This is a genomic window from Mesorhizobium sp. M0145 (assembly GCF_040322355.1).
In the GTDB taxonomy this organism is placed as follows: Bacteria; Pseudomonadota; Alphaproteobacteria; order Rhizobiales; family Rhizobiaceae; genus Mesorhizobium.
The window spans coordinates 47880-71037 of the sequence record NZ_JAMYTK010000027.1 but is presented as its reverse complement, the minus strand read 5'-3'; the positions used below and the strand labels follow the sequence as shown (position 1 = coordinate 71037).

At 60.1% G+C, this 23158-nt stretch carries 23 protein-coding genes and 5 pseudogenes; 18 read left to right on the top strand and 10 right to left on the bottom strand.

The window, feature by feature from the left end; all coding sequences use genetic code 11:
- Positions 1–125 precede the first annotated feature (125 nt).
- Complete coding sequence (locus NKJ28_RS27745) at positions 126–548, top strand: hypothetical protein (RefSeq protein ID WP_352637789.1); 423 nt, start codon at positions 126–128, stop codon at positions 546–548.
- 540 nt (positions 549–1088) lie between these two features.
- Here NKJ28_RS27745 and NKJ28_RS27740 read toward each other — a convergent pair.
- Complete coding sequence (locus NKJ28_RS27740) at positions 1089–2945, bottom strand: adenylate/guanylate cyclase domain-containing protein (protein WP_352637787.1); 1857 nt, start codon at positions 2943–2945, stop codon at positions 1089–1091.
- A gap of 414 nt (positions 2946–3359) precedes the next feature.
- On the opposite strand from NKJ28_RS27740, the gene NKJ28_RS27735 reads away from it, so the two are divergent.
- The 3 genes from NKJ28_RS27735 (at position 3360) to NKJ28_RS27725 (ending at position 7821) form a co-directional block, all read left to right on the top strand.
- Complete coding sequence (locus NKJ28_RS27735; protein ID WP_352637785.1) at positions 3360–5636, top strand: hybrid sensor histidine kinase/response regulator; 2277 nt, start codon at positions 3360–3362, stop codon at positions 5634–5636.
- Positions 5637–6076: 440 nt separating this feature from the next.
- The gene (locus NKJ28_RS27730; RefSeq protein ID WP_352579031.1) at positions 6077–6799 is read left to right on the top strand and encodes an RNA polymerase sigma factor; all 723 of its coding nucleotides are present in this window, start codon (positions 6077–6079) and stop codon (positions 6797–6799) included.
- Between the two features lie 158 nt (positions 6800–6957).
- On the top strand, positions 6958–7821 hold the full coding sequence (locus NKJ28_RS27725) for a ferritin-like domain-containing protein (protein ID WP_352648065.1): 864 nt from the start codon (positions 6958–6960) through the stop codon (positions 7819–7821).
- A 200-nt stretch (positions 7822–8021) separates the two neighbouring features.
- On the opposite strand, the gene NKJ28_RS27720 is transcribed toward NKJ28_RS27725, so the two are convergent.
- A complete protein-coding gene (locus NKJ28_RS27720; RefSeq protein WP_352637783.1) occupies positions 8022–8225 on the bottom strand; it encodes an alpha/beta fold hydrolase family protein in 204 nt (67 codons plus the stop codon).
- A 301-nt stretch (positions 8226–8526) separates the two neighbouring features.
- Positions 8527–8719: pseudogene (locus NKJ28_RS27715) on the bottom strand (SLOG family protein); the annotation flags it as partial.
- Positions 8720–9091: 372 nt separating this feature from the next.
- Here NKJ28_RS27715 and NKJ28_RS27710 point away from each other — a divergent pair.
- Positions 9092–9337 (top strand): type II toxin-antitoxin system VapB family antitoxin, encoded by a 246-nt coding sequence (locus tag NKJ28_RS27710; RefSeq protein WP_352637781.1) that lies wholly within the window; start codon positions 9092–9094, stop codon positions 9335–9337.
- Positions 9337–9765: a type II toxin-antitoxin system VapC family toxin gene (locus NKJ28_RS27705; protein ID WP_352637779.1), complete on the top strand. Its 429-nt coding sequence runs from the start codon at positions 9337–9339 to the stop codon at positions 9763–9765. Before NKJ28_RS27710 ends, NKJ28_RS27705 begins: the two co-directional genes overlap by 1 nt.
- Before the next feature lie 324 nt (positions 9766–10089).
- Here the strand turns inward: NKJ28_RS27705 and NKJ28_RS27700 are convergent, their stop codons facing one another.
- Positions 10090–10494, bottom strand: coding sequence for a type II toxin-antitoxin system VapC family toxin (locus tag NKJ28_RS27700; protein WP_352637778.1), 405 nt, complete (start codon positions 10492–10494; stop codon positions 10090–10092).
- Positions 10491–10724, bottom strand: a complete 234-nt coding sequence (locus NKJ28_RS27695; RefSeq protein WP_352455481.1) for an AbrB/MazE/SpoVT family DNA-binding domain-containing protein — start codon at positions 10722–10724, stop codon at positions 10491–10493. The genes NKJ28_RS27700 and NKJ28_RS27695 overlap by 4 nt, the downstream gene beginning before the upstream one ends.
- A gap of 488 nt (positions 10725–11212) precedes the next feature.
- On the opposite strand from NKJ28_RS27695, the gene NKJ28_RS27690 reads away from it, so the two are divergent.
- The 3 genes and pseudogenes from NKJ28_RS27690 (at position 11213) to NKJ28_RS27680 (ending at position 13011) form a co-directional block, all read left to right on the top strand.
- A complete protein-coding gene (locus NKJ28_RS27690) occupies positions 11213–11455 on the top strand; it encodes a type II toxin-antitoxin system Phd/YefM family antitoxin (protein WP_352637776.1) in 243 nt (80 codons plus the stop codon).
- 40 nt (positions 11456–11495) lie between these two features.
- Positions 11496–11870, top strand: a complete 375-nt coding sequence (locus NKJ28_RS27685; RefSeq protein ID WP_352637774.1) for a type II toxin-antitoxin system VapC family toxin — start codon at positions 11496–11498, stop codon at positions 11868–11870.
- Positions 11860–13011: pseudogene (locus tag NKJ28_RS27680) on the top strand (tyrosine-type recombinase/integrase). Before NKJ28_RS27685 ends, NKJ28_RS27680 begins: the two are co-directional and overlap by 11 nt.
- 36 nt (positions 13012–13047) lie before the next feature.
- On the opposite strand, the gene NKJ28_RS27675 reads toward NKJ28_RS27680, so the two are convergent.
- Both NKJ28_RS27675 and NKJ28_RS27670 read right to left on the bottom strand, forming a co-directional pair.
- Positions 13048–13566 carry an RES family NAD+ phosphorylase gene (locus tag NKJ28_RS27675; protein WP_352637772.1) on the bottom strand — a complete coding sequence of 173 codons (519 nt, stop codon included), beginning with the start codon at positions 13564–13566 and terminating at the stop codon, positions 13048–13050.
- A complete protein-coding gene (locus NKJ28_RS27670; RefSeq protein ID WP_352637770.1) occupies positions 13563–13952 on the bottom strand; it encodes an antitoxin Xre/MbcA/ParS toxin-binding domain-containing protein in 390 nt (129 codons plus the stop codon). Before NKJ28_RS27670 ends, NKJ28_RS27675 begins: the two co-directional genes overlap by 4 nt.
- Before the next feature lie 48 nt (positions 13953–14000).
- Here NKJ28_RS27670 and NKJ28_RS33075 point away from each other — a divergent pair, with 48 nt between their 5' ends.
- Together NKJ28_RS33075 and NKJ28_RS27660 are read left to right on the top strand one after the other, a co-directional pair.
- Entirely contained in the window at positions 14001–14465 is a 465-nt protein-coding gene (locus NKJ28_RS33075; protein ID WP_502899101.1) for a recombinase family protein, read from the top strand.
- 57 nt (positions 14466–14522) lie between these two features.
- Positions 14523–15197, top strand: coding sequence for a protein-L-isoaspartate(D-aspartate) O-methyltransferase (locus tag NKJ28_RS27660; RefSeq protein WP_352637768.1), 675 nt, complete (start codon positions 14523–14525; stop codon positions 15195–15197).
- Between the two features lie 111 nt (positions 15198–15308).
- On the opposite strand, the pseudogene NKJ28_RS27655 reads toward NKJ28_RS27660, so the two are convergent.
- Positions 15309–15583 (bottom strand): annotated as a pseudogene (locus NKJ28_RS27655) (type II toxin-antitoxin system HipA family toxin); the annotation flags it as partial.
- Positions 15565–16086, bottom strand: a complete 522-nt coding sequence (locus NKJ28_RS27650) for a TatD family hydrolase (protein ID WP_352637766.1) — start codon at positions 16084–16086, stop codon at positions 15565–15567. The pseudogene NKJ28_RS27655 and the gene NKJ28_RS27650, both read right to left, overlap by 19 nt.
- 377 nt (positions 16087–16463) lie before the next feature.
- On the opposite strand from NKJ28_RS27650, the gene NKJ28_RS27645 reads away from it, so the two are divergent.
- The 4 genes and pseudogenes from NKJ28_RS27645 (at position 16464) to NKJ28_RS27635 (ending at position 19119) form a co-directional block, all read left to right on the top strand.
- Positions 16464–17525, top strand: coding sequence for a PA3715 family protein (locus NKJ28_RS27645; protein WP_352637764.1), 1062 nt, complete (start codon positions 16464–16466; stop codon positions 17523–17525).
- A 119-nt stretch (positions 17526–17644) separates the two neighbouring features.
- The gene (locus tag NKJ28_RS27640; protein ID WP_352637762.1) at positions 17645–18193 is read left to right on the top strand and encodes a class I SAM-dependent methyltransferase; all 549 of its coding nucleotides are present in this window, start codon (positions 17645–17647) and stop codon (positions 18191–18193) included.
- Between the two features lie 166 nt (positions 18194–18359).
- A pseudogene (locus tag NKJ28_RS33070) lies at positions 18360–18563 on the top strand (cupin); the annotation flags it as partial.
- A 67-nt stretch (positions 18564–18630) separates the two neighbouring features.
- Complete coding sequence (locus tag NKJ28_RS27635; protein ID WP_352637760.1) at positions 18631–19119, top strand: hypothetical protein; 489 nt, start codon at positions 18631–18633, stop codon at positions 19117–19119.
- Positions 19120–19170: 51 nt separating this feature from the next.
- Here the strand turns inward: NKJ28_RS27635 and NKJ28_RS27630 are convergent.
- Positions 19171–19712: pseudogene (locus tag NKJ28_RS27630) on the bottom strand (IS21 family transposase); the annotation flags it as partial.
- A 241-nt stretch (positions 19713–19953) separates the two neighbouring features.
- On the opposite strand from NKJ28_RS27630, the gene NKJ28_RS27625 reads away from it, so the two are divergent.
- The 3 genes from NKJ28_RS27625 to NKJ28_RS27615 all read left to right on the top strand — a co-directional run bounded on the left by NKJ28_RS27625 (position 19954) and on the right by NKJ28_RS27615 (position 22999).
- Entirely contained in the window at positions 19954–20274 is a 321-nt protein-coding gene (locus tag NKJ28_RS27625) for a hypothetical protein (RefSeq protein WP_352637759.1), read from the top strand.
- Between the two features lie 1580 nt (positions 20275–21854).
- Positions 21855–22268: a hypothetical protein gene (locus NKJ28_RS27620; RefSeq protein ID WP_352637758.1), complete on the top strand. Its 414-nt coding sequence runs from the start codon at positions 21855–21857 to the stop codon at positions 22266–22268.
- Positions 22269–22420: 152 nt separating this feature from the next.
- Positions 22421–22999 carry a hypothetical protein gene (locus NKJ28_RS27615; protein WP_352637757.1) on the top strand — a complete coding sequence of 193 codons (579 nt, stop codon included), beginning with the start codon at positions 22421–22423 and terminating at the stop codon, positions 22997–22999.
- The last annotated feature ends 159 nt before the right edge of the window (positions 23000–23158 follow it).

The window sequence follows — 23158 nt, the reverse complement described above, 5'->3', positions numbered from 1 at the left end:
TCTCACGCTATCATCAGCTCGAAACGCTGCATCCCTCACCATTGCCGTCGCAGACAGGGCTCAAGCCGAATACCCCATCTAAACAGCTAGACTAGCCACACCGAGAGCAACTGCTGATCTGTAGAATGAGCAGGTTCGGTGAACTTTGCGTTCTCCTTACAGATCGTGTCCTGGACACTCCGCAGTTCACGTTCGACGCGCTTGCCGGCGCCCGCGTCTGGTACATCTCGAATGATGTGACAGTGCAATATGCTGGGTTCTCCTTGTCGCGCGAGGAGGATTTCGGCTGGGTCGATCCGGTGATCGGGGCGCGTGCCTTCTACAACATCACCGACAGGCTTTCCGTGATGGCGCAGGCGGATATAGGCGGCTTCGGGGTGGGCGCCGATTTCACTTGGCAGGTGCTGGGAATCGTGAATTACCTGCTTACCGACCACTTCTCGGTTTCCGCCGGCTATAAGCACTTGGCGATCGACCACGATGACGAAGGCTATGTGTTTGATGCAACCCTGTCCGGTCCGGTTCTCGGCATAACATACCGCTTCTGAGCCGCCCATATCTGAGGTTCCATACTGACGGTGTGCTTTTCCTGGTCGTGGATTGATCCTTCTGCCACGGAAGTGCTGATTGCTTCACGTGTCGGCGGTTCGGCATCTTCGCCGTCATTCTGTATTTTCGGCTCTCCCCTGAAGCTGGCGGTCTGGTTGGGTCGGAACTGGTTGACCAATGTCAGCCTGCGCCGACAAACTCGATCAAGACGCGAGCTGGTCAAAGCACCCGATCGGTCCATCGCGTTCCGCAACGGGCCCGACACGGTCCGTCGCAGGGACATCCGCTACGGCAAATCGGCAAATGAAGCGACTTGGCATCAGTCGGCCCACGTAGAGGGCACTGCCGCATTTCGTCTTCCGAAACTCTCGCTTCAGGAAATTGAAGGCAAATCGTGACCCTGAGCGGTCCCTGACCGCGACTGGCACAAACGTCGCCAAAGGTATACCTAGCGCCTATTCATACTCCCCTGAGAGACACGATTGCGCTACCAAGGTCAGGCATGTAGCCGCTCATCGCTGTGAGGCAGGGCTCAATGGCTAAGCTCCCAGCTCCAATACGCGCTGCCAGCGCGGATGCTCGTGCAGTGGCGCAAAGTCAGAATCCTGCTTCACCCATGCCTTGGTCTCGTGGTTAGCATGAGGCAGCAGGCGTTCCAGCAGATCGAGCGCACGATCGAGCTCGCCGAAATGACAGCAAAGGCAGGCGGTATTGTATTGCGTCAGAATGTCGTCCGGATCGATTGCCAGCGCACGTGCCGACCATTCCTTGGCACGTTCGGTCTCCCCGATCAAGGCGAGAGCATTTGCGCCGAGATAGGCTGGCCGGGGGTTCTCAGGATACTTCGCCAATTCGCGCTCGGCGCGTAACACGCCTTTGCGAGCCGCTTCCCTTTCGTCTTCCGGCCGCCCTAGAGAACGATAAACCTGCATAAGCAGAAGAACAGACTGATAGTCATCGGGCTTGATCTCGGCGGCCCGCTCGTAATGGTGGGCAGCCCCTTTGAGCTCACCTTGTGCATAGCACGCACGCGCGTAGAAATAATGCGCTTCGAATAGATTGGGATCACTTGCGATAGCCTGCTCGAACTCCTTTTCGGCCTCTTCATATCTTTGGCCGACCGAGAGAGCGAGACCACGCGACGCGTGTGCTTCTGCAAGTCCACTTTCGATATCGAGCGCCTTACCGCTGTTGGCCAGAATGCTTTCGAGAGAAACTTTCTCGTCGTAATTTAGGAATAGAAAGGAGTCGCAGTCGGCGATGCCCGCATAGGCGCGCGCATAAAGTGGGTCGAACTCGATTGCTTTGCCAAACATCCGCTTCGCCAGCACATAGTAGGTTTTGGACGTTCGGTGAAAAAACTCTCTCCCCCTCAGATAATACGTATAGGCCTCTACATTGTCAGTGGGCGCAGCCCTGATCGCCTTCTTTTCGGCCGGCAGCAGCTTGACCTTGAGCTGATCGACGATGGTGTGAGTGATCTCGTCCTGGATCGCGAAGATGTCGGTGAGTTCACGGTCGTATCGGTCGGCCCAGACGTGACCGCCATCAGCCCCGTCGATAAGCTGTCCCGTGATACGGACGCGCTGACCTGCCTTCCGTACGCTCCCCTCGAGCACGAACTTGACGCCGAGTTCCCGCGCCACTTGCTGCACCTTCACGGGCTTGCCTTTATAGGTGAACACCGTGTTGCGGGCGAGGACGTGGAGGCCGGAGATTTTCGACAGGTCGGTGATGATGTCTTCGGTAATTCCGTCGGAGAAATACTCCTGCTCGGGGTCGCCGCTCATATTTGTGAACGGCAGGACAGCGATTGAAGGTTTTGCCTTCATGTGGCTTTGAGGAGATGCTGTCATCGCGCTGTCCTCAAAACTGAACGGCGCGACGAGTGCGACGTGGTAGACCCTGACCGGCCGGTCGATGTTCTTGAGCTCGTGTTCCCCCGTGTCCTCGAAATCCAGATCAAGATTCTTGCCAAGATGGTCACGAACCGCGCCGGAGATAGCGATACCTCCGGGCCGGGCGATGCTTTCAATTCGCGCCGCCACGTTGACGCCGTCGCCATAGATGTCGTTGTCATCGAAGATAATGTCGCCAACATTGATGCCGATGCGAAATTCGATGCGGCGCGCCTCTTGCACGTCGGCGTTGCGCTCGAGCATCCTGCGCTGGATGTCGGTCGCGCAAGCGACAGCGTTCACCACGCTCTGGAATTCCACCAGCATACCGTCGCCTGTGAGTTTCACGATCCGGCCCTGGTGCTCGGCGATCTTGCTGTCGACCAGTTCTCGCCGATGCGTCTTGAGCGCCGAAAGCGTGCCGCCCTCGTCGAGACCCATGAGCCGGCTGTAACCGACCACATCGGCAGCAAGTATCGCGCTAAGTCTCCGTTCCATGCGCGGCTAGCCTGTTTTACGGCGAGTCAGGGTAACAGGTTCTCACAGCAGCGGCATCACACTAAATCGGCTCCTCGTAATATTCGGAAGGAGAAGGCATCAACTGAGGTGCGGACGAGGCGTGTCACGGAGATGAAGCGGAAGCGATGAAAGCCCCTGCGTCAAGAGTGTCACCGCGGCCTCATGGTTTTTTCTACGGCGATCACGGAGCGTCCGCTTACTGTACCTATCCGAAGTTGACAGGCACGTTCTGGAAGGCCCGCTACTGGCGCTCCTTGTCCTGCTGGTGCAAGCGTTTCCCTACCGCACCGTACTGCGGTCGGATTCAGGCATCTTGCCGGAACTCACGATAATCGTCATCCTTGCCAGCCCGACGGCCAGCGTTCCGACCGGCCGTCACGGAGTGCCCCGCCCTTGCAAGAAGACGACGCCGGAAACGCATTCCAAGAGGCGATCCTCGCTTCGGTGGTTCGCTCATCGCTCGACTGCGTGATCGTCACGGACGAAGCCGGATTCGTTGTTGAATTCAACCCGGCGGCGGAGGCGACCTTCGGCTATTCGCGCGCTGAAGCGGTCGGCAGACAGATCTCGGAGCTCATCGTCCCGCCGCATCTGCGCAAGGCGCACGCAAACGGGCTTGCGGCCTATCTGGCGGGTGGCGCCCCGCGGTTGCTCGGGCGTCGTACAGAGCAGACTGCCATGCGAGCGAACGGCACCGAGTTTCCGGTGGAACTCACGATCACCGAAGCCCGGAGCGGCAAACGTCGTTTCTTCACGGCGAGCTTGCGCGACCTGTCGCAGCGCCACGCTGCCGACGCCGCTCTGCGTGCCAGCGAAGCCCGATTGGCGGCGTTCATGAAGCATGCTCCCGTAGGCATGTACCTGAAGGATACCGACGGGCGCTATCTGATCGCCAATCCCGAAATGGGAAAGGTCTTCGGCCGGCCGGCCGAGAGCGCAATCGGATTAAGCGCGGCCGACATTTTCGGGCCCCAGGAGGCCGCGATGATCGCGGAAAACGATCGCCGCGTCCTGGAATCGGGACAGGCGATTGCAATCGAGGAATTCCTAAGCAACGCGGCCCACTATGCCTGGAGCCTTGTCGTCCGCTTTCCCGTTCTGGGGGCCGATCAGCAGCAGGCGCGCATCGGCGGCTTCGATATTGACATTTCCGAGCAGAAGCGCGCGGCCGAGCGCCTGCTGCGAAGCGAGCGGCGCTTCCGAGACCTCACTCACCATCATCCGGTTCCGGTCGTGTTCATAGACTCGCGAACGAGGCAGCTGATTAGCGCCAATCCCGCCTTCCGCGAGATCATGGGTATAGGCCCGGATGACGGGGACCGCTTCCGGCGGCACCGCTGGTTCGCCACACGGGAAGACTATCGGCGCCTCAGAACCCTGTCACGTCAGCAGCCGCGCGCCGACGGCGTGGAGGCTCAACTTCGGCGTCTGGACGGCTCCGCGTTTACCGTGTCGCTGAGTTGGCGCCACATCGAGATGGACGATCGACCGGTGATCGTCGGCAGCATTCTTGATCTCACCGCAACCAAGGCGGCTGAAGCCGAACTGGCGCGGTCGCGTGAGGCATTGGCTCAGAGCGAGCGGCTCAACGCACTTGGTTCGCTGCTTGCCGGCGTTTCGCACGAACTCAACAACCCCTTGGCGGTCGTCGTCGCGCAGGCCCAGTTGCTGGAAGAATTTCTAGGCGGAACCGCCCACGCACAGCGGGCCGGCAAGATCAGACTCGCCGCCGAGCGCTGCGCGCGCATCGTGAAGACCTTCCTGGCAATGGCGCGACAACGCCAGCCGGAGCGCCGCAGTACCAACATCAACGATCTGATCCGCGCAGTTCTCGATATCGCCGGCTACGGTTTGCGCACGGCAGGCATCGAGTTGCAATGCCGGCTCGCCGAGGGCCTGCCGCCTCTGGAAGTCGACCCTGACCAGATGCATCAGGTGTTCTACAACCTGATCGTCAACGCGCAACACGCCCTGCAGGAGATACCGGCACCGCGGCGGATCGAGATCGAAACGTCGCTTGAAGGCAATGACCTCCAGATCGTGATCGCCGACAATGGCCCCGGTGTGCCCGCCGAGATCCGGAATCGCATTTTCGATCCGTTTTTTACCACCAAGGCTCAGGGTGCCGGCACCGGGATCGGGCTCGCTTTCTCGCTCAGCGTGGTGCAGTCGCACAATGGACGACTGGCCCTGCTTGACCGTGCGGACGGCGCGCATTTCCGGTTGCTGTTGCCGGTGGAGGCCTGCACTTCGTCAGATTCAGTCGAAGGTGTTGCGGCGCACTCGGTCGCGGGCTTCGGTTGCACCGCCCTTGTGGTCGATGACGAGCGGGAGGTTGGAGAAACGATGGCAGAGCTACTTGAGGCTGAAGGTTTTGCCGTCAGGATCGTCGAGGACGGCGCCGGCGCCAAGGCAGCGCTGATGAGTGCTGTTTTCGATGTGATCTTTTGCGATCTGCGGATGCCGAACATCGACGGCCCCGCCTTGTTCGACTGGGCCTGTCAGGCAACCCCGGGCATAGCGGAGCGATTCGTTTTCGTTACCGGCGACACGCTCGGCGGCGCTGCGGCGCGCTTTGTTGAACGGGCCGGTCGACCGGTTGTCGAGAAGCCGTTTTCGCGCGATTCTATCCGCCGGGCACTAAGCTCGTTGGCAGACGTTCCGCGCTAGCTAACGACCCTCTTTGCGCGCTGGCGCTTTCGGACAACACCGCAGCGTCAGCGAACACGCATCGCAGTCCAGCTTGCTCGCGCAATACCGCATAAAGCCTTTTTCTTCGACACTGGCGTTGGAATACGTGCGTTTCACGAAACTCGGCCCGCAATTCGATCAGCCGGTAGCGACCAGAAGACCTTCCGTTCAGGGAAAGCGTGAAGGGCTGCTATCCCATCGGTAAGCTGCTGATCGCAGTCATCTCTCCAAAATTCAGGTCATGGCGCGACCGAGCCGGCCGAAGGGTTCGGCCCCACCCTACTGCCGTGGAGCGTTCTACGTCGCGGTTGGGTGGTGAGCAGACCTCCGGTTCGCTAGAGTCCCAAGTCTCCACCGGGCTGCAGACCGAAACCCGGAAAACGCTTATCTCATAGTAAGCTGATGCATCTGGAGCGCCTATGATGAAGCCGACCGGATCCAACGAGGCAGTGAGGATCGAAGACCTTGACGACGCGGGGCTGGTTGAACACGCGCGTCAGCGTGACCCCGCCGCATTCTGGTTAATCATCAAGCGTCACAATCAGCGGCTTCACCGGCTCGCCCGCGCCGTCCTGAATGACGACACTGAGGCGGAGGACGTACTTCAGGAGACCTATATCCACGCCTTCACCCATCTGGCGGAATTCCGCGCGGAGGCGCGACTGTCGACCTGGCTCACCCGGATCGCGCTGAACGAGGCGCTGGGACGCCGCCGGAAAAGGCGGCCCACTGTCGATGTGAAAGTCATCGAAGGCATGGTCGCTCCGTTCAGCGCCCACAAGCCTGATCCCGAAGAGGCGGCCGCTCTCGCTGAAATCCGCAGCCTCCTGGAGCGAGCCGTCGGTGGCTTGCCAGAGCCCTTTCGGATCGTCTTTGTCATGCGGGACGTCGAGGAAATGAGCATTGAGGAAACGGCTTTTCTTTTGGCATTGCGACCTCAGACAGTGAGCACCCGCCTTTATCGCGCACGCCGGCTGCTTCGCGAGGCGCTGCGGGACAAGCTCGCCACCGTGTTCACGGATACGTTTCTCTTCGCTGGCGCCCGTTGTGACCGCCTCGCGCAATCAGTCTTAGATCGGCTCGCAATCAGCCTGGTTCGAAAAAATACTCATCAGTTGAACGTGGCGAGCGAGCGCACGTAGACGCAGTCCACGTCGAGCTTACGCCGGCTCCCTTCGCAGGGCTTTTGTAGCGGGACGCGGGAATATTTTGGCGCCCCGGACCATCTAATCGTCGGGCAAATGCACTCGGCGCCGCGGTGCTGACAGCGGTGTTGAATCAACAAACATAGGAGACCGCTATGCAGGGCGCACTTCACCTATCCCGGCGTCAGTCGCTTCAGGGACTTGTCGTACTCGGTGCCGGAGCGGCACTCGGCGGAATCGCGCGGCCTTCTCCGGTATTGGCACAGGACATATCGGACGAGGACATTTTCCGTTTTGCGCTCAATCTCGAATATATGGAGGCTGAATATTACCTCCGCGGCACCACCGGAAAGGGTATCGACGACGCCGATGCCGGCTCGAAACCGGGCGATGTCGTCGGCGGAAAAAAAGTGTCCTTCGAAACACCTGCCATCGGCCAATTCATGCAGGAAGTTGCTGAAAACGAACTCGCGCACGTCCGATTCTACCGCAAGACGCTTGCAAAGAACGCCGTCGACAGGCCGGCCATAGATTTCGATGCAGGGTTCAAGGCGGTTACGGAGGCAGCTGGCCTCGGGCGGGACTTCGATCCCTTCGGTAACGAAACGAACTTCGTTCTCGGCGGCATGCTGTTCGAGGATGTCGGCGTCACCGCCTATGCGGGTGCGGCGACAGTTCTGAAAAACAAAGACTTCCTCGCCGCCGCCGCAGGCATCCTGGCGGTCGAGGCCTACCATATGGGAATGGCGCGATCTACGCTATACCGGAAGGGAGAGGAAGCCTGGAAGGCCGCCAACGCTGTCTCAGATGCCCGAGACAAAATCGACGGATCGGACGATAAGGACCAAGGGATCCAGGTGGACGGCAAAGCCAACATCGTTCCTTCAACGCCGGACGCAATCGCCTTCACCAGAACACCGCAACAGGTGCTCCGGATCGTCTATCTCACCGACAAGGACGGAGTGAGCAAGGGCGGCTTCTATCCGGAAGGGATGAACGGCACGCTCAAAAGCACCTGAGCCAGTTGCGACGGGTGACGATTGGCCGCCGGAAACTGAGCGGCCTGATATCGGCTGCTCTCGGAGAAAGACCATGAATAATGATGATAATGGGAACCACGGATCGTCAGCTTCGCCACAAGCGAACCTTGGCCCTTCTACGCGCCATGAGTGAATCCTCGCGCTGACGACATTGCTGTGGCTCGTCGGGTAGTACAACCCTACGCTGCCTTGGCCCTAGCCGACACAGCGCTCTTCGCAAAGTCGCGCACGACCTGCACGAATGCCTCCGGTCTTTCGAGAGGCATGAACTCGCCAGCTCCGCTGATGACCTTACCTGTCAAGGCCTCGGCACCAATTACCTCGATCCCAGCAACATAGTCCTCGATTCCGCGGCCGTCCGCGTCGCCGCGCAGATAAAGCATGGGCGTCCTGATCCGCTTGTGCCGCATGTTCTTCTTGGCGTCCGCCTCGAACGCTCGATACCAGTCGATTGAGATCGTAGGCCACTACGGCTCGGAAGACCTTCCCGTTGGCGCGCAGGGTCTTCGTTGTGGTTGAAAATGCCGCCAAATCGGTCATTCGGGGCCAAGAGCTCCAAACAGAGCAAATCAGAAATCGACGGGATAGAAGAAGGTTGGTCGCTGATCTGAAACGTGACCGTTGAAGCGCATGAGAGGCCAGTGCGGAGCGTCAGTTTTGCCGCTTGGCAGTTAATCAGCCGGAGTGCTTTTCATGAACCTGGTCGAGCTTGGCCCAAATCAGCCGGTGATCGTCAAAGTCGAGCCCACCGGTGACGACGATCTTTGAGCCGGGAGGAAAGAGCACCTCATAATCGAACCGCTTCTTCGTCATCGAGGACGTCACGGCTGTCGATCCATCGCCGAGGTGAATTGCGGTGGTTGACCTTCGACCCGCTGTGCGCAAGTGAGATTTGCCGTGCTGCTACTGAAAAATTCGGAAAGGCCACTAGTCCTGCCTCGGATTCCGACGCACACGCGAGAAGCACGGTTCGGCCATAACGAGGGCACGGGCCGCGGTCTGGAGCGGCGACGTCGGCGTACGTAGCGCCGATGCGCCTTCGGCTAGTGAGCGTTGACAGTGACATGGCCGGAGCGACGTGTTTCAGACGCCGAGCAATTCCAAGGACTGAGCACCAGAACCGAACCTCCCGACGGATCTTCGCGAGCTGCATTCCTCCCTCCCCTCCTTACCAAAACCGCCGCTCGCGAATTCGCTGGCGAGTATATCTCCGATGTGATATACATATATCACTCAGAGGATATACAAAATGCCGCTCTTCATTCGCGATTCCGACGTCGATGCCATGGCCGTCGAGCTGCAGCAGATTACCAACGCGCGCAGCAAGACCGAGGCCGTCAGAACCGCCTTGCGCCATGAGATCGAGCGCAACCGCGGCAGTGTCCCGCTGCGCGAGAGACTTGCCAAAGTCAAGGAAATGGCGCGGCGGATCGGGCCGGCCAACCCTGATTTCGATATGAAGAAATTCACCGACGAAATGTGGGGCGACGACTGATGTTCGTCGATGCCTCGGTGATCGTTGCCATCCTGAACGAGGAACCTGGCGCGGAAGAACTGGAAAAGCGGCTCGCGGCCGCGACCAAGCCGCTGTATATCTCCCCGCTCGTCCGGTTCGAGGCAGTCCAGGGTCTCGCGCGAGCATCGGCCGAAGCCATCAAAAAGAACGCCAAGCCCACGGCCGACATGCTGGCGCAAGCCCGTGATACCGTCGACGCCTTTTTGATCGAGATCGCCGGCAAAGAAATCATGATATCCGGCGACATCGGCGACCGGGCGATCGAAGCCAGCGTGAAATACGGCAAAGCAGTCGGGCACAAAGCCGATCTCAATTTCGGCGATTGTTTTGCCTACGCTTGCGCGAAGGCTCACCGGCTTGCCCTGCTTTACAAGGGCAATGACTTTTCACAAACTGATCTGGCGTAAGGCTTTCCAGGCCTTGCATCGCGGCGCGAGAGCCGATGGGCCTCTTTTGCACCGGCACGTCCCGCACTTACGAGCTGCAGCGCGCGATCGGTTCCGCGTCGATTTCACCAAAGGCTCTGACGGTCCCTCCCCTCGCTTGAAGCCGTAAGGTGTAAACGGCGGTTCTGAATTTCAGCTTAGACTTCAATTGAAATCGGGAAATAAAACCGACGCCGGCAAATACCAACGCCGCCGCGATCGCTTCCGAGTCAACCTGACCAAAGCGTCCGGGCTATAAAACGCCCCCTCCCCTGCCGGCGCGGTTCGAGGCCTCGCCGGGCGCGCTCAGGATGCTGGCGTGATCAACATCAGCGATGGAAAATAGGTGCGATAACGGCCGACATCGCGGGTGAGCAGCGGCAGCTCACCGACCGCCGCGTGGGCGCCGATGAAGAAATCCGGCAGCACCCCAGTGCGCGATCCGCCCGATTTGCGATACTGGGTGAACACCTTTCCGGCCAGGAATAGCGCCGGCCGCGGCATCGTCGCGATCTCGAGGCCGGCCGCATCAAGAAAGGCGTCGAGATCCTCGATCCGGCTGTAGCGGACCGAGAGCTCTGCATAGACGACGTCGTTGATCAGCAACGATCCGCGCAGCGAGGCGGCCTCCAACTGTTCGATCGACCGCTCCGCCCAGTCCTGATTGTCGGTGACGAGGTCAAGCAGAACGTTGGTGTCGACCAGCGTCACGCTTCGCCGCGCGTCAAGGTCATGATCGCCTCGGTGCTCAGCCCCTTGCCGGCATGGCCGCGCAGCTTGGCAAAGCGGCTCGCCGGCCGTTTTTCGTCCGCACGAACCAACACCACGCTGCCGTCGGCGGCGCGGCGAAAATCCACTTGGCTGCCCGGTGCGATCCCCAAGAGATCGCGCACGGGCTTGGGAATGGTCACTTGACCTTTTGCGGTTACAGTCGTTGTCATTGCAGCCTCGGTAAGGACACCTCGAAATATGGTATTACCTCCCAGGGATGGATTCAAGTATCGGGAGTTGCCCTGAGCCGTTAGCCGCGAACGGGACGTCCGCAGATCCTTCGCCGCTGACCTTCGGAACTCGGCACCGCCGACCACCTTGAGTTCATCTGGACTGGGGCCAACAGCCTCGCAAAAGGCCCGTCGCTCGCCTTCGATTGAAGCGAGAAGGCAAAAACCATCGTCTGATTTTTCAGCTTAGGGCTTTAATTGAAATCGGGAAGTGAAAGCCACAGTCACCGAGGATGGTGCTGAGGCCAAACAACACTATCGATAATGACCTCTTATTGATGGTGACTTGATCAAGTCTTGGCCAACCGACGGAATCGACGCTATGGTCGCGCAAAATCGCGTTTGTCGTGCAAGGCTGCGCTCAGCGCGACGAGAGTGGCCGTGGCGGAACACGGAGGCCACAGCGTACACGCCACGAGGACGGAAAAATGACCATCACAGTGAAGGTCGGCGAGGCCAAGACCCATCTCTCCGAACTGCTGGCGAAAGTCGAGGCCGGCGAGGAAGTGATTATTTCGCGCGGCAACGATCCGATCGCAAAACTCTCCCGAATCCACAAGGATAACCGGCTGGACGCCTTGATCGACGAGGTTCGCGCCTCGCGCGCCAAGGCGAAGCCCGTGACCACCGAAGAGATCCTGGCCTGGCGTCACGAAGGGCATCGCTACTGATGATCTTGGTCCTCGACGCCTCCGTTGCCGCTGCCTGCTCTTGCCCGAAGAGCACAGTGAGGCGGCCGAAACAACAATCGCGGGACTGAGAGGTCAATCTCCACTCCCTCCCCTGTTCTGGCACGAGGCGCGCAGCATTGTCCTGACGGCCGAACGGCGCGGGCGGATCGTTGCCGGCGAATCGATCGCCGCAATGGCGCGACTTCGCCGGCTGCCGCTTGAGGATGCGGGCGCAGGGCGTGACGGCGCCGTCATCGAGCTTGCCACCGCGCACGGTCTTAGCGCCTATGATGCCGCCTACCTTGCGCTGGCAATCGAAACCGCGTTGCCGCTGGCCACCCTCGATCGCAAGCTCGCAGTTGCCGCGCGCGGCCAGGGAATCCGAATTCTCGGACCGCTCGCGAATGGCAACTGACCTCGTCGCTCGGCAACCTGGCAACGGTGTTCGACGCGCCGAGGCGCTCGACGCATTGGATTCGGTGCTGCCCTTCGACCGCCGCGATCTTTCGGCCGAAATCCTGACCGATGGCGATGTCGAGACCCTGCGCCACCTGGCCAAGGACGGCATCAGCGCAAATTCTCTCCGGGCACTGGCCTCCGACCTCGGCTATCTCGAGGCCTGGTCGCTCGCCGCGACCGGACAGCCGCTGCCCTGGCCGGCTCCGGAAGCCTTGTTGATCAAGTTGGTCGCCCACCCCTTTGGGACGCTTCCCGGCGCTCAACCGATCCGGGGCATGGCATGTCCGATGCCGTCATGGCCGCGCCGAGGGCGGAGGGACTGTTGCGGGTAAAAGCGGTCCGCATGCGCCGTCCACCGTGCGCCGGCGGCTGTCGACTTGGTCGACGCTGACTCAATGGCGCGGTTTGCGCGGAAATTTTGCAGCCCCGGCCTGCGGAGCGCTATTGAACTGGCGGTGCGCGCCAGCGCCCGTCCGCGCGGCCGCAAGAGCAAGAAGGCTGTGACCGCCGATATTCTGGCCACCCTCCTGAAAACACGCGCTGGCGACTGTCTCGTCGACGTCAGGGATCGCTCGATCCTCATCACCGCCTCCGGCGGCCGACGTCGCAGCGAAATTTCTGCTCTTCGTCGAACAGCTGGTCGACGAAGACCCGGTTCCGGCCGATCCCAACGCTCCCGACGGCGATAAATTGCCATGCCTGTCGATACGGCTCGGCCGCACAAAGACGACGCAAGCCGACAGCGACGCTTGGTGCTGCTCGTCGGCCGGCCTGTGCTGGTTTTGAAGGACTGGCTGGCGCGCGCCGGGATCAGCGAGGGCGCCGTGTTTGGCGGCATCGACCACTGGGGCAATCTCGAAGCGCGCGTCCTGACGCCGCAGGCCGTCAATCTGATCCTGAAGCGGCGCACCACCGAGGCCGGGCTCGATCCGCAAGCCTTCTCCGCCCACGGCCCGCGCTCCGGCTATCTCACCGAAACCGCACGCCGCGGCATTCCGCTGCCCGAAGCCATGCAGCAGTCGCAGCATCGCTCCGTGCAGCAGGCCTCGAACTACTACAATGACGCGGAACGCACGCTCGGGCGGGCGGGCGGATAATCGCCTGAGTCGCAATTCGATCCGACCCTTGCGGCGTTAGCTCCAGGACAATTGGTTCCGAGGCAGCCGGCCTCCCGGATCGATCACCTTGACCTGGTGCGGGAGCACCTCGCCCCAGCTCCATAGCACGAGGTTCTGATCGGATGTGCCGGCACCTGGCGCGAAGCTGGGCACGAGAATGCCGAACTTGCCTTCAGCAACGAGGCGGTCATGGATGCTCCATGAGGGCGGCCGTTTGCCATCGGCGAGGAAATCCATCCAGGCACAAGCCATATCTTCGAACCGGATCCCGGCGTCGGCCTGGCCTTGCGCCGTCCTCAGATCGACAATGTCATCGCAATCGATCTCGTATGAGCAAAGCACGCAGGGATCAATGCGATGTGCAAAACCCTGATTGGCCTCCTTCACGGCCGCCATGATGTCGAGCGCCAGATAAAGCGTACGGACACCTTTCGGGTTGAATCTGGCACCCCGAATAGCCGCTCCGTCGCCTGAGATCGGCTGGAACGACCAACGCGGATCATGGACGTGGTAGCAAATTCCGGCAAACCTCAAGCAAAGCCACCAACGGCGACATGATCCAGGTAGTCGCGAACCGCGCTGGCCTTGCCTTCCTTAACCAGAGCTTCCGCCGTCCGCCCGCCGAATGCCGGTATCGGCTGGGCCCGGTACCAGGCCATCGCCTGCTCCTTGCCTCCAGCCCAGTCGGTCACCCTGCTGATGATCTCAAGCATTTCACGAAGGCGACCTTGCGTCTTTGCAGCACGGCTACGCTCAGCCCTATAGAGGGTTTCCCGCGCAAGACCCGCCGTTTCGGCAAGCTGACCTTTGGACATACCGAATCCATCCGCAACCTGGGCGACAGCGATCTTCCCAGCCCGATCCATATAGGACAGCACCAACGGTTCGTTCTGAACTGGAACTTTCAACGCTTGGGTCATTCCTGTCTCCCTTGCCATATTCAGAAACACATTTCTTGTGCATAAGATATGGCATTAGCGACGGATTACAAGCCTCGGTTGGCTGACGAGGCGTCGTTGAGGCCTCACCAGACGCGTTCACACGTTCGTGTTCTGGCACATTCCTTGTGTGTACAAAAACCCAAAAAACGGCCCCGAAACCGGCCAAATGCACGCGCAACGTCCAGTTCTCCCGATCGGCCGCCCATTGGCGATCCCCGCGTCTCGACCGAGGATCGGGCGACCGACGCCCAGGTCGACGAGGTCAAGGCGGCTGGCTGCCGCCTCGTCCACCAGGAGCACGGCTCCGGCGCCTCGCTCTCCCGGCCGGTGCTGGCGAAGCTGATGCGCGAGATAGCCGCATGTGGGACACAGCGCTATGGCGATATGGCGCCCAGAATCTCCAGGGTCGTCGCCGGCGATAGCCTGCCAAGACGGTCACCCACGCTTGCCCTGGGCACCCGCAACTGGAAACGATGGCGGGCGTTTCTGTGACTGAACGGGATATAAGACTACTGTGGCAGCAAGCTGGTTCAGGAAAGCCCCACCGTCATGAAGCCAATGAACGAAGAGCACCTCGCGGTCCTACGCAGGCACATGGTCGAGATGATTGCAATCCATACCGACCTTGCAAGCGAAGAACTCGGCAAGGCGGCGCTCGATGAGCGGGTGATGGCAGCGATGCGGCGAGTGCCGCGGCATCTCTTCGTGCCAGCCTCGGTTGCACCTTACGCCTACCAGGACATGCCGCTGCCGATCGGCTTCGATAAAACCGTCTCGCAGCCATTCATCGTCGCTCTCATGACCGATCTCCTTGCTCCCCAACCGCACGAGGCGGTGCTCGAGATCGGCACTGGCCTGGGCTATCAAACTGCAATCCTCGCGGAACTCGCCGGGCAGGTTTGGAGCGTAGAAATCATCGAGGAATTCGCAAGCCATGCCGAGGCTCTGCTACAGGGCCTCGGCTTATCCAATGTCGGCATTCGTGTCGGAGACGGGTCGCGCGGCTGGCCTGAGCACGCCCCATACGACAAGATCCTGGTCACCGTCGCAGCTGGGCAAGCGCCGCCGGCCTTGCTTGAGCAGCTCAAGCCGGGGGGACGCCTGGTTCTGCCTGTGGGACCTGAAGATGTGCAGTTGCTGACGGTCATCGACAAGGATTCGGCAGGGCTACTGAAGACTCGGAAACTGATCCCGGTTCGGTTCAGCCGGCTCGAAACGTTCTAATGAGGTGCGACAACTGGCGCGACCGCGCTTTTCCGACCGTCGATCAGATGATCAGATGCCAGCCTTCCGCGTTTTCGCCCTTGGTGAACGCGAACAAACAACCCGTTGCAAGAGATGACCATGTTGGTCGATGACGCCTTCGGACGCGCACCGCCAAGGGAGGAGCCTGGGGCAAAGATGAGCTGCAGGTCTTCATCCGTTTCGTCATCCCGAAGGATCCGTTCGGTGATCTGGAGCAGCCGGCCAAGCTCGATCAGGCCAGGAACGCCCGCACGGATCGGCGCTTGGAAAGTCTCTTCGCCGACCCAGCGGAAGCGGAGTGCGCCGACCCGGGTCTCGTCGGCGACACCGAGCAGGTAGTCGCTTTCTACAAGCGTGCGAACCGCGCCACGTCGAGCCTCGCTCTTGCTTCCGGTGAACCAGTGAAGCACGACAGCGCCGCGATCCTGCGGGAGATATTGTCCATCATCTCGATTACCGCTGGAACGCTCCTCACACTGTGGACCGTGAGAATTTTGCCACCGGCTTCTGCGCATCGTTCAAAGACGTTGCGGAATACATGCTTTTGGGTATCCAGCGATTTGTAGAAGCGCGGGCCGGCATCAAGACCGACTTCACCAACATAGCGTGTCGCAGCCAGGTGATGCTCCCACAGCGGCAGCTCGCCGGCGCGCTCAGCGCCGAGCTGCGGATGCAGGCCGAGCGCAGCGCGCACGAAGCGGGTATGACGCGTGAGTTCATGATTGCGCGCCCAGGCCTTCGGCGTCGTCGTGACGGTCAGCGTGTAGATCCGAGCTGCTTCTGCCCTCGCGATCGCGGCCTCATGGTCGGGATAGAGGTCGAGATGGCAGTGGAAATCGACACCGACAGCTTGAGCATTCTCGGTCATCCCGCCGCGTCCTCACACCTGCCAGGAGAGCTCCAACCTCCTCACGGCCGCGCCGGTACACACCGGCGAGGGCTGCTTGCCGAGCTGGCGATTCATCGAAGAGCGGCCCCGGCTTGTGGATGAGAATCGGCGCCAGTGCCGGCCGGGCGCGAAGCCGCTCGATCGCAAGCTGAAAAGAGCGAATCTGGACACCTTCTGATTGGCGTGTGTCGAGCGAGCGGGCGGTGAGGTCATCGACCGTGTAGACGGTGGGATCTGGATCGGGATGTAGGCCGGCAACGAGTGCTGCCCGTCAGATGAGACAAGGCAGGCAATAGCCGCAATGCTGTGTGCCGAGACCTGCCAGCGTCCCTTGGTTGGGGCCGCGCTGGATAGCGATGAGCGTAACGTACAACGCGCCGTTGGTGCAGGCTGCGACCATCTCGCCCTTGGAGGTTGAGGCGAACCAAATTCCAAACGGTCCGAGCTGTTGCATCTTAGCTGGACAAAGCTGGGACGAACCGATTTATCGACGTCTCCGCAGCGCGACTTCCCTCCACCCTGTGCGCCGCCACCAATCTCGCGTAGAAAGTCACTGGCCGAACCTGGCCCTGCGACGCGAGAACTCCATGCGAATAGTGCTGCCTGTCCTGTTGCTCGGCGCCGCCCTCGCCAGCCTGTCGCCCGCCCGAGCCGCGGCGGGCGATTGCGGCGACGCTGCCGCCCTGCTGCAGCAGGCCTATCCCGAGGCCCGAAAGAGCGCCGACGGCGCCTCGTTCACGCTTGCACCCCATACCAGCATCGCCTCAACGCTCCCGGAGAGCGATGCGCCATTCGGCCTGATCTGCAAGATCTGGCCCACTCATGACGACCTGCTGTTGGTTGCAGTGCCGCTGATCGACAGCGCCAACAGCGACCACCTGCATGTTGGCGATATCGAGCTACTGGTCGTCGATAGAAAGAGCCTGCGGGTGCGCCAGCGCCTGCTCCAGCCTGGACTGATGACGGATGACGCCATCCCCATCCGCATGGTCGAATTCGACACCGGCCGTTATGCACTGGCCCCTGAGGTCACCGCCTTCGGCCTGCGCATCGAAATGGCAAACCATTCGCAGGCCACTCCCTTCACTGAAACCGACCTGCGCCTCTACGCCCTTGCCGGCGATGCGCTTCGCTTGGTGCTCGACAGCCTCGTGGTGGCCGGCCATGGCGGCGATAGCGATGCCAGTTGCGCCGGATCGTTTCATTCCAGCCAGGTCAGTCTGGCGATGAGCCCGGCGCGCCACCACGGCTATCATGACATCATTGCGGTCGAGCGGACGGATACCGACAATCCCTCCCCCGACAAGGATGGCGAATGCCAGTCCCATCCCGGCAAGGCTGTGAAGCGGACCTACCGGCTGCATTATGACGGCAGCCGCTATGCGGTTCCCGCGGCACTCAAGGTGATGGGGTTGTAACGCCGCCGCACACATCCCTGCTTCGTCAATGTGATCAATTCCAGTTGAATGGGTATCGACCATTAATTCACTCGTGGTAGGAGGCGCTCAAGGGGGCTCTTCCCAAAGGAGCTGATGATTTGTGGTGGTCAAGATTCAAAAGGGGTTTTGCAGGAACGTGGGACGACAGACTTGACGGGCTATTCTCCGCAAAGGTCGACTACGCCGGAAAATCCATTCTCGATGTTGGCTGCAATATGGGTGTTGTCGCCTATGAGATATCCAAGCTAAGACCGAGTTCGATCCATGGGATCGACATTGCCAAACCTCATATCGAAACGGCAAAAATGCTATTGAGCGGCTCCCCGGTACATGCCCGGTTCGATCGCCTAAACCTTGGCAGCCGCCGCCTCGGCAATATCCTTCTACCGAAATACGATATCGTCCTGCTGCTGGCCGTCTATCAGCACATGCAGCGCAACATCGGCCCGAGCAAGGCGCGAAGGGTGCTTTCCAATATTGTGAGGCGCACCTCGAACGTTGTTGCCCGCGTTCCGCCGGGGACGGATGGCGAATTCATCGAAACGCTTTCTGATGAGGGGTTCCAGGTCAAGAGCACTCACACATCGCCTCTTGGTAGTCATGTGCTCGTGCTTGAGAAACCTGCCTTCGGAAATCCGCAGCCATGATGAGACATTGCTTGTGGTAGTCTGCCTCTTCAACATCCCTGTACCAGGAGCGGGCACAGACCCGCTGCCTGCCTGCAACTCGGCTCGGGCAGCGCCGATTCGCCGGCAGAAAGCATCTTGCGGATGGACTTCGGGCCCATGCATTGAGGTTGACTCCGGAGCCGTGCTGGAAGAGCTTTTCGAGGCCAATGGCTGGAGTAGCGGCTGGCGGGACGGCATCTACCACTACGTTCATTACCATTCCCGCAAAAATGAAGTGCTTGGGGTTGCGCGCGGAATCGGCAAGGTTCGGTTCGGGGCCAACAGGGGCCGTACATTGTCCTTGAAGGCCGGCGACGTGGCAGTTCTTCCTGCCGGCACCGGTCACCAAATTGGCCGTCCACGGGAAGGCTCCCGGTCTATGGGAGCAAAGCGCCGCTGGTGTCAGTGTGGAAAAAATGAAGCTTGAAGATGAAGTCCGCCACGTTTCCGAAGACTTGGACGATGATGTACTGAGTGACGCTGTGCGGGCGCTGCATCGTCGGGTGAAGATCGTTCATGATTTCGATATCCCCTACATTGCTGGCTACAGCAAAGATGGCAGGACGATTTATATCGATCGCCATATGCCTCGCACTATGGATTGGAAATCGGCCAAGGTCCGGCTTGCCCCATTTCTGCTAACGCACGAGATCGTTGAAAAGGCGCTCCTAGACAAACTCGGGCTTCATTATCTGCACGCGCATCAAATCGCCCTTCGAGCCGAACGCGATGCCGTGAAGGCGGCGGGTGTTGGGTGGTCCGCGTACCAGGCCGTCAACAAAAAGAACGAAAAACCGATCTCCGAAGAGAAGCTCAAGAAGATCCCCAAGGATCTTGACCTGACGCCCTACCGCGACATGAGTGACTTTTCAACGCTCGAGCGTCTCCTGAAGGCACAACGATAGTCGGACAAGCCAATGGTCCTCGCTTGCCAGTTCTATGACCGCCGTTCACTGCAGAGCGACGATGCTTTGAGCCTGGTAGATGACGCCAGTATCGGGATCGACAATGGGCACGGTGTGGCCCGCATAGTCGGTCTGCATCACCGCGCCCGCCTCGTGGCGGTTACGGAACGTTGCGCTCGACCGGCGCTGGAAAGCCGAACCGGTCACAAAACCAGGTGTAGTCATAACCATTGGGGTGCGCCGCGCGGTATTCCTGCCACAACAACGTCAGCGTCACGCTCTTGCGCTTCAGCTCGCGCGAGATCATCGCCCAATCGGGCTCGTCCAGATCCTGCGGCGAACGGCCAACCCGGTGAAACAGAAGCCGCTCAAGCAATACGTCATTGTCATAGCCCGGCGGCAGCGGCCAGTTCCGAGATGCCAGCCTCACGCGCCCGCAACAGATAGGTCGAAACCGAAGTCTTGCTGATCTTCAGCCGTTCCGATACCGCTCGCACCGAGAGACCCTGCTCATGCGTCAGGCGCAGGATGGATCGTAGGTCTTTCACTGTCGTTCGTCTCGCTTGCTTCCGTCTTGGCGTGGCCCCTCTCAACCCGATGATGAGAGGGCAAAATGCCAGAACGGCGCTCCCGAGAACCGACCGTTATCCGTCCCGAAGACTGTCCGGGAATTAGCGGAATCACTGTCCAGTAATTACTGAAATCGCTGTCCGCGAATTAGCGGAATGGTGTCCGCGAATTTCTGAAATACGCATCCTGATAGTGTCGGGCTGCTGGCCGACGCCCAAGCTTGGCGGTGTTCGAGGGTTGTAGTCCCGCTTTGGGACAATCGGATTGGCGTCTGAATTGCCTCTTGAGACTCACCAGAGTGTAGCTACAGCGCTTGCGAAGGGGATGGAAACGGGTTTAGCCGAGGTTTTTGGAGGAGTCAGGCAGACGGCCGAGTTCAACTCCTTGGCACTGGTGGAACGAGAATATCTCTCGATAGTTGTGGGAATGGGTTGCGCGGAATGTGAAATGTATAGGTTGCTCCGAAGAGCTACTCTGAAGCTGAAACACGATACCGGCATCTTTATGCCTGTAGTCTGGCTGCTTGGGGTTTACGTGCTGGCCGCAATCGTGCTGTTTTCTCTGCGGTTGATCAACCTGTTCTAGGATTCGCCCGCAAACGAAGAAAGGCCCGCCGCACCCTTCGCGGTGGCTCCGGTCCGATACACCGTGGCGGGGCCGCCGCCTATCGTCCCAGTGGTAGCTTGGAGGCCGAACCAAGTTCTTCCTCGTCCCGTATCCCGGCCATCTAGTTCGCGATGATCCGGGACTCGAGCGCCTCACGTTGATACTCAGATTGCGCATCGACCAAGCGTTCGAATGCGCGGCCCAGCAGCGCCATCTCGGATGGCCTGAAAACACCAGCATTCTCGGCTTTTCGATGTATCGGCGTGACCAAACCCCTTCGCCACAGGACCTTTGTTCGTGCAGAATTCCATACACCAAAATCGCCGCCGCCGGTCCCTGAAACCGCAGGCACGGAAAACGACAAACTTCCAGAAGGTTTTGGCTGTCAGTGGGCAGCGGAGGCTCTTGTGTGCGGCCGCTGGCCGCTCCGCATTGAGCTTCGTGCCTCACCGCACCACCACAAGGAACGCGACGGCCTCTCCGGTCGTTGATTCGCGGTCTCCATCACCTTCTTGGTGATAGGTCGCCGAGCCAGGTCGGCAGGCTGATCAAAAGAACGGCAACGACCGTCTGACCCGCACCAAGGCAGTGAAAGAGCTGCGCGATCGACATTGAAAAACCCGCCGCACTCTACAGCACGACGGGTCGATCGAGCGTCGCGCCGAGCACGGGGGCGTGGGCACTGGGATGGGCGGCGCCCGGTGCAGCCGATCGTTACAAACCATACGTGCGCGGCTGCTTGGCGTCTACCAATCGCCAGTTCGGGACAATTTTTCGTAGCCGGTTGGGGCAGGCGATCATTGCAAATGTCCTCCTTTTACATACCGTTCACTCGTTCATCCCGACGGGCGCTAATTTTGATTCCAGAATGGCACGGTCGACATCGCCGTTGTCACCGGCGAGCCGGCTTCAGATTGCAGTCGCTCGCTGGCCTTGTGGAGTAAGCGCATCATTGTCGCTTTGCCCAGGATCATCCGCTCGCCGCGAATGAAATTATCTATTGGACCGACTTGAAGGGTGAACGGCTCCTGCTGAGCGAGCGCGATCCCGGCCCGGAGATCCAGGATAGGGCCAGCCAACCCGGCATCAGAGCTAGACTGTGACCAGCTCGGCGAGCTTGGCCGCCACGTCCGCCATTCAGGTTCCAGCCGCAACGCTACCTGCGGGCAATGCGACAGCAGTACGCAGCTACTCCATTGGGCATGGGGTTCGGACAATCGCGCTTCGCAAGCCCCGACCGGTCCTTCATGGCCCTCTACATTGCTCGCGACCTGGCGACGGCGGTGCCGAGGCGGATATTCGCGGCCGGTTCGATGGAAAATCTGACCGCACGCTGCATCTCTCGGAAATCGCTGGCTGGGCCGTGTCCGAAGTCTCTGCTACGTCGCCCCTGACGGTGATCGACGTCCGGACCACCGGCCTGCTGCGGCTTGGGATCAGAACCGACGCTGCACGTGCCAAATTTGATCTCCGGGATACGCCACGGCGCCTGCTTGATTTATGCGGGAGTCTCCCGACTACATTGCTGGATGGGTAGCACGCCACAACTTGAGACGGTTTTGATCGAGATGATTGTTCAAGCTGCAGATTTTCCGGCGGCCAGCTTCGATTCCGTAGCAGTCGACTGCGCCGATAAATCTGGAGGCCGAATACTCTTCAATGTTCGCGTTGACAGCGATGCGGATGTTCAGCGAGTTGCCGCCATCGCGAGCAAATCGGACACGGGGATGACTCCTTTGCTTCTGCTGCTGGATCGTACGGGGACGTCGATCAAGATCCATGAGGTGCCGGTTGAGGACTACCCATTGGTACTCTCCATCGCCCGTTGGGCCAATCAGCCTCTTCACTCGCAAGCCATTACCAGCGTCAATGTCGAGGTTACCCTGCTCCTGGACGCTGTCGCATCCGAAGCACGGGATGATCGCATCGGTCCTGCGCCGCACCCCGGCGGCGTAACTCGGGAAATCGGATAAAAGTAGAGCTTCGCTGAAGCTGTCGGCACGTTTGGTCTGTCGGGTGCGCGGGCGGCGAGCAGGGCGACGAAGCAAGCAAGGGGGACCCGGAATCACCAGGGAACCAATTCGGGTTGTCGCGGTTGGCACGTATCGTCGAATGGACGTAGTTCATGCCACAGAAGCAAGCAGTACGACAGATCGAGAGCTGGCCCGAAGAGTCTCGTGAGGCCGCGCAGTTCGTCATTAACCAGTGTGGCGAACCCCATGAGGTCACAGACTCTCAGCTGACTTGGCACAAGCCGGGCCCATGGAAGCGGATAGTCGCGTCAAAGGCGTTCTACGAGCACAATTTTCCGGCGCCCCATAACGACTCGTTCGAATCCGTCATCGACTACAAGGTTCCGCCCGACAAGTTCACCCAACTTGCCGAGTTCGATGGCAGCGTGATAGCCGAACGCACGACAGGCGAAGTTTCTGCGCGTTGCCATGACGAGCAGGCTAATTTCCTAGCGCTCAATCTCATGCACGATATCGTGACCGGCAAAAAAAGCGTTGAGCAGGCACGAGACTATTACGCCAAGGAGTTCGTCGACTTCCGGCGAAAGAAACCGACGCCCTACATGGAAAAGTTGCAATTTGCCCTGCCGACGGCAGCGCCGTCGATTCCGACGTCCGCCTGCTATCGGATGAAGACCTTGAACAGGCCAAGCGGGAAGGCAAGGAGCGCAATTAGGACAGTTCCCACTTAGCCCCTCAATTCATATGGGAGCGCCCGTTCGGCCCAAGCATTAGCGAGAGTGGGTTGCGTCCGTGCTCAAGCTTATCGCGATCAGCGTCTGAGCGGTCCAACTGCTTTCAAAGTAAAGAAGCGCTGCTTTCAAACGGGGTCGAGCGGGCGAGTAACGGCG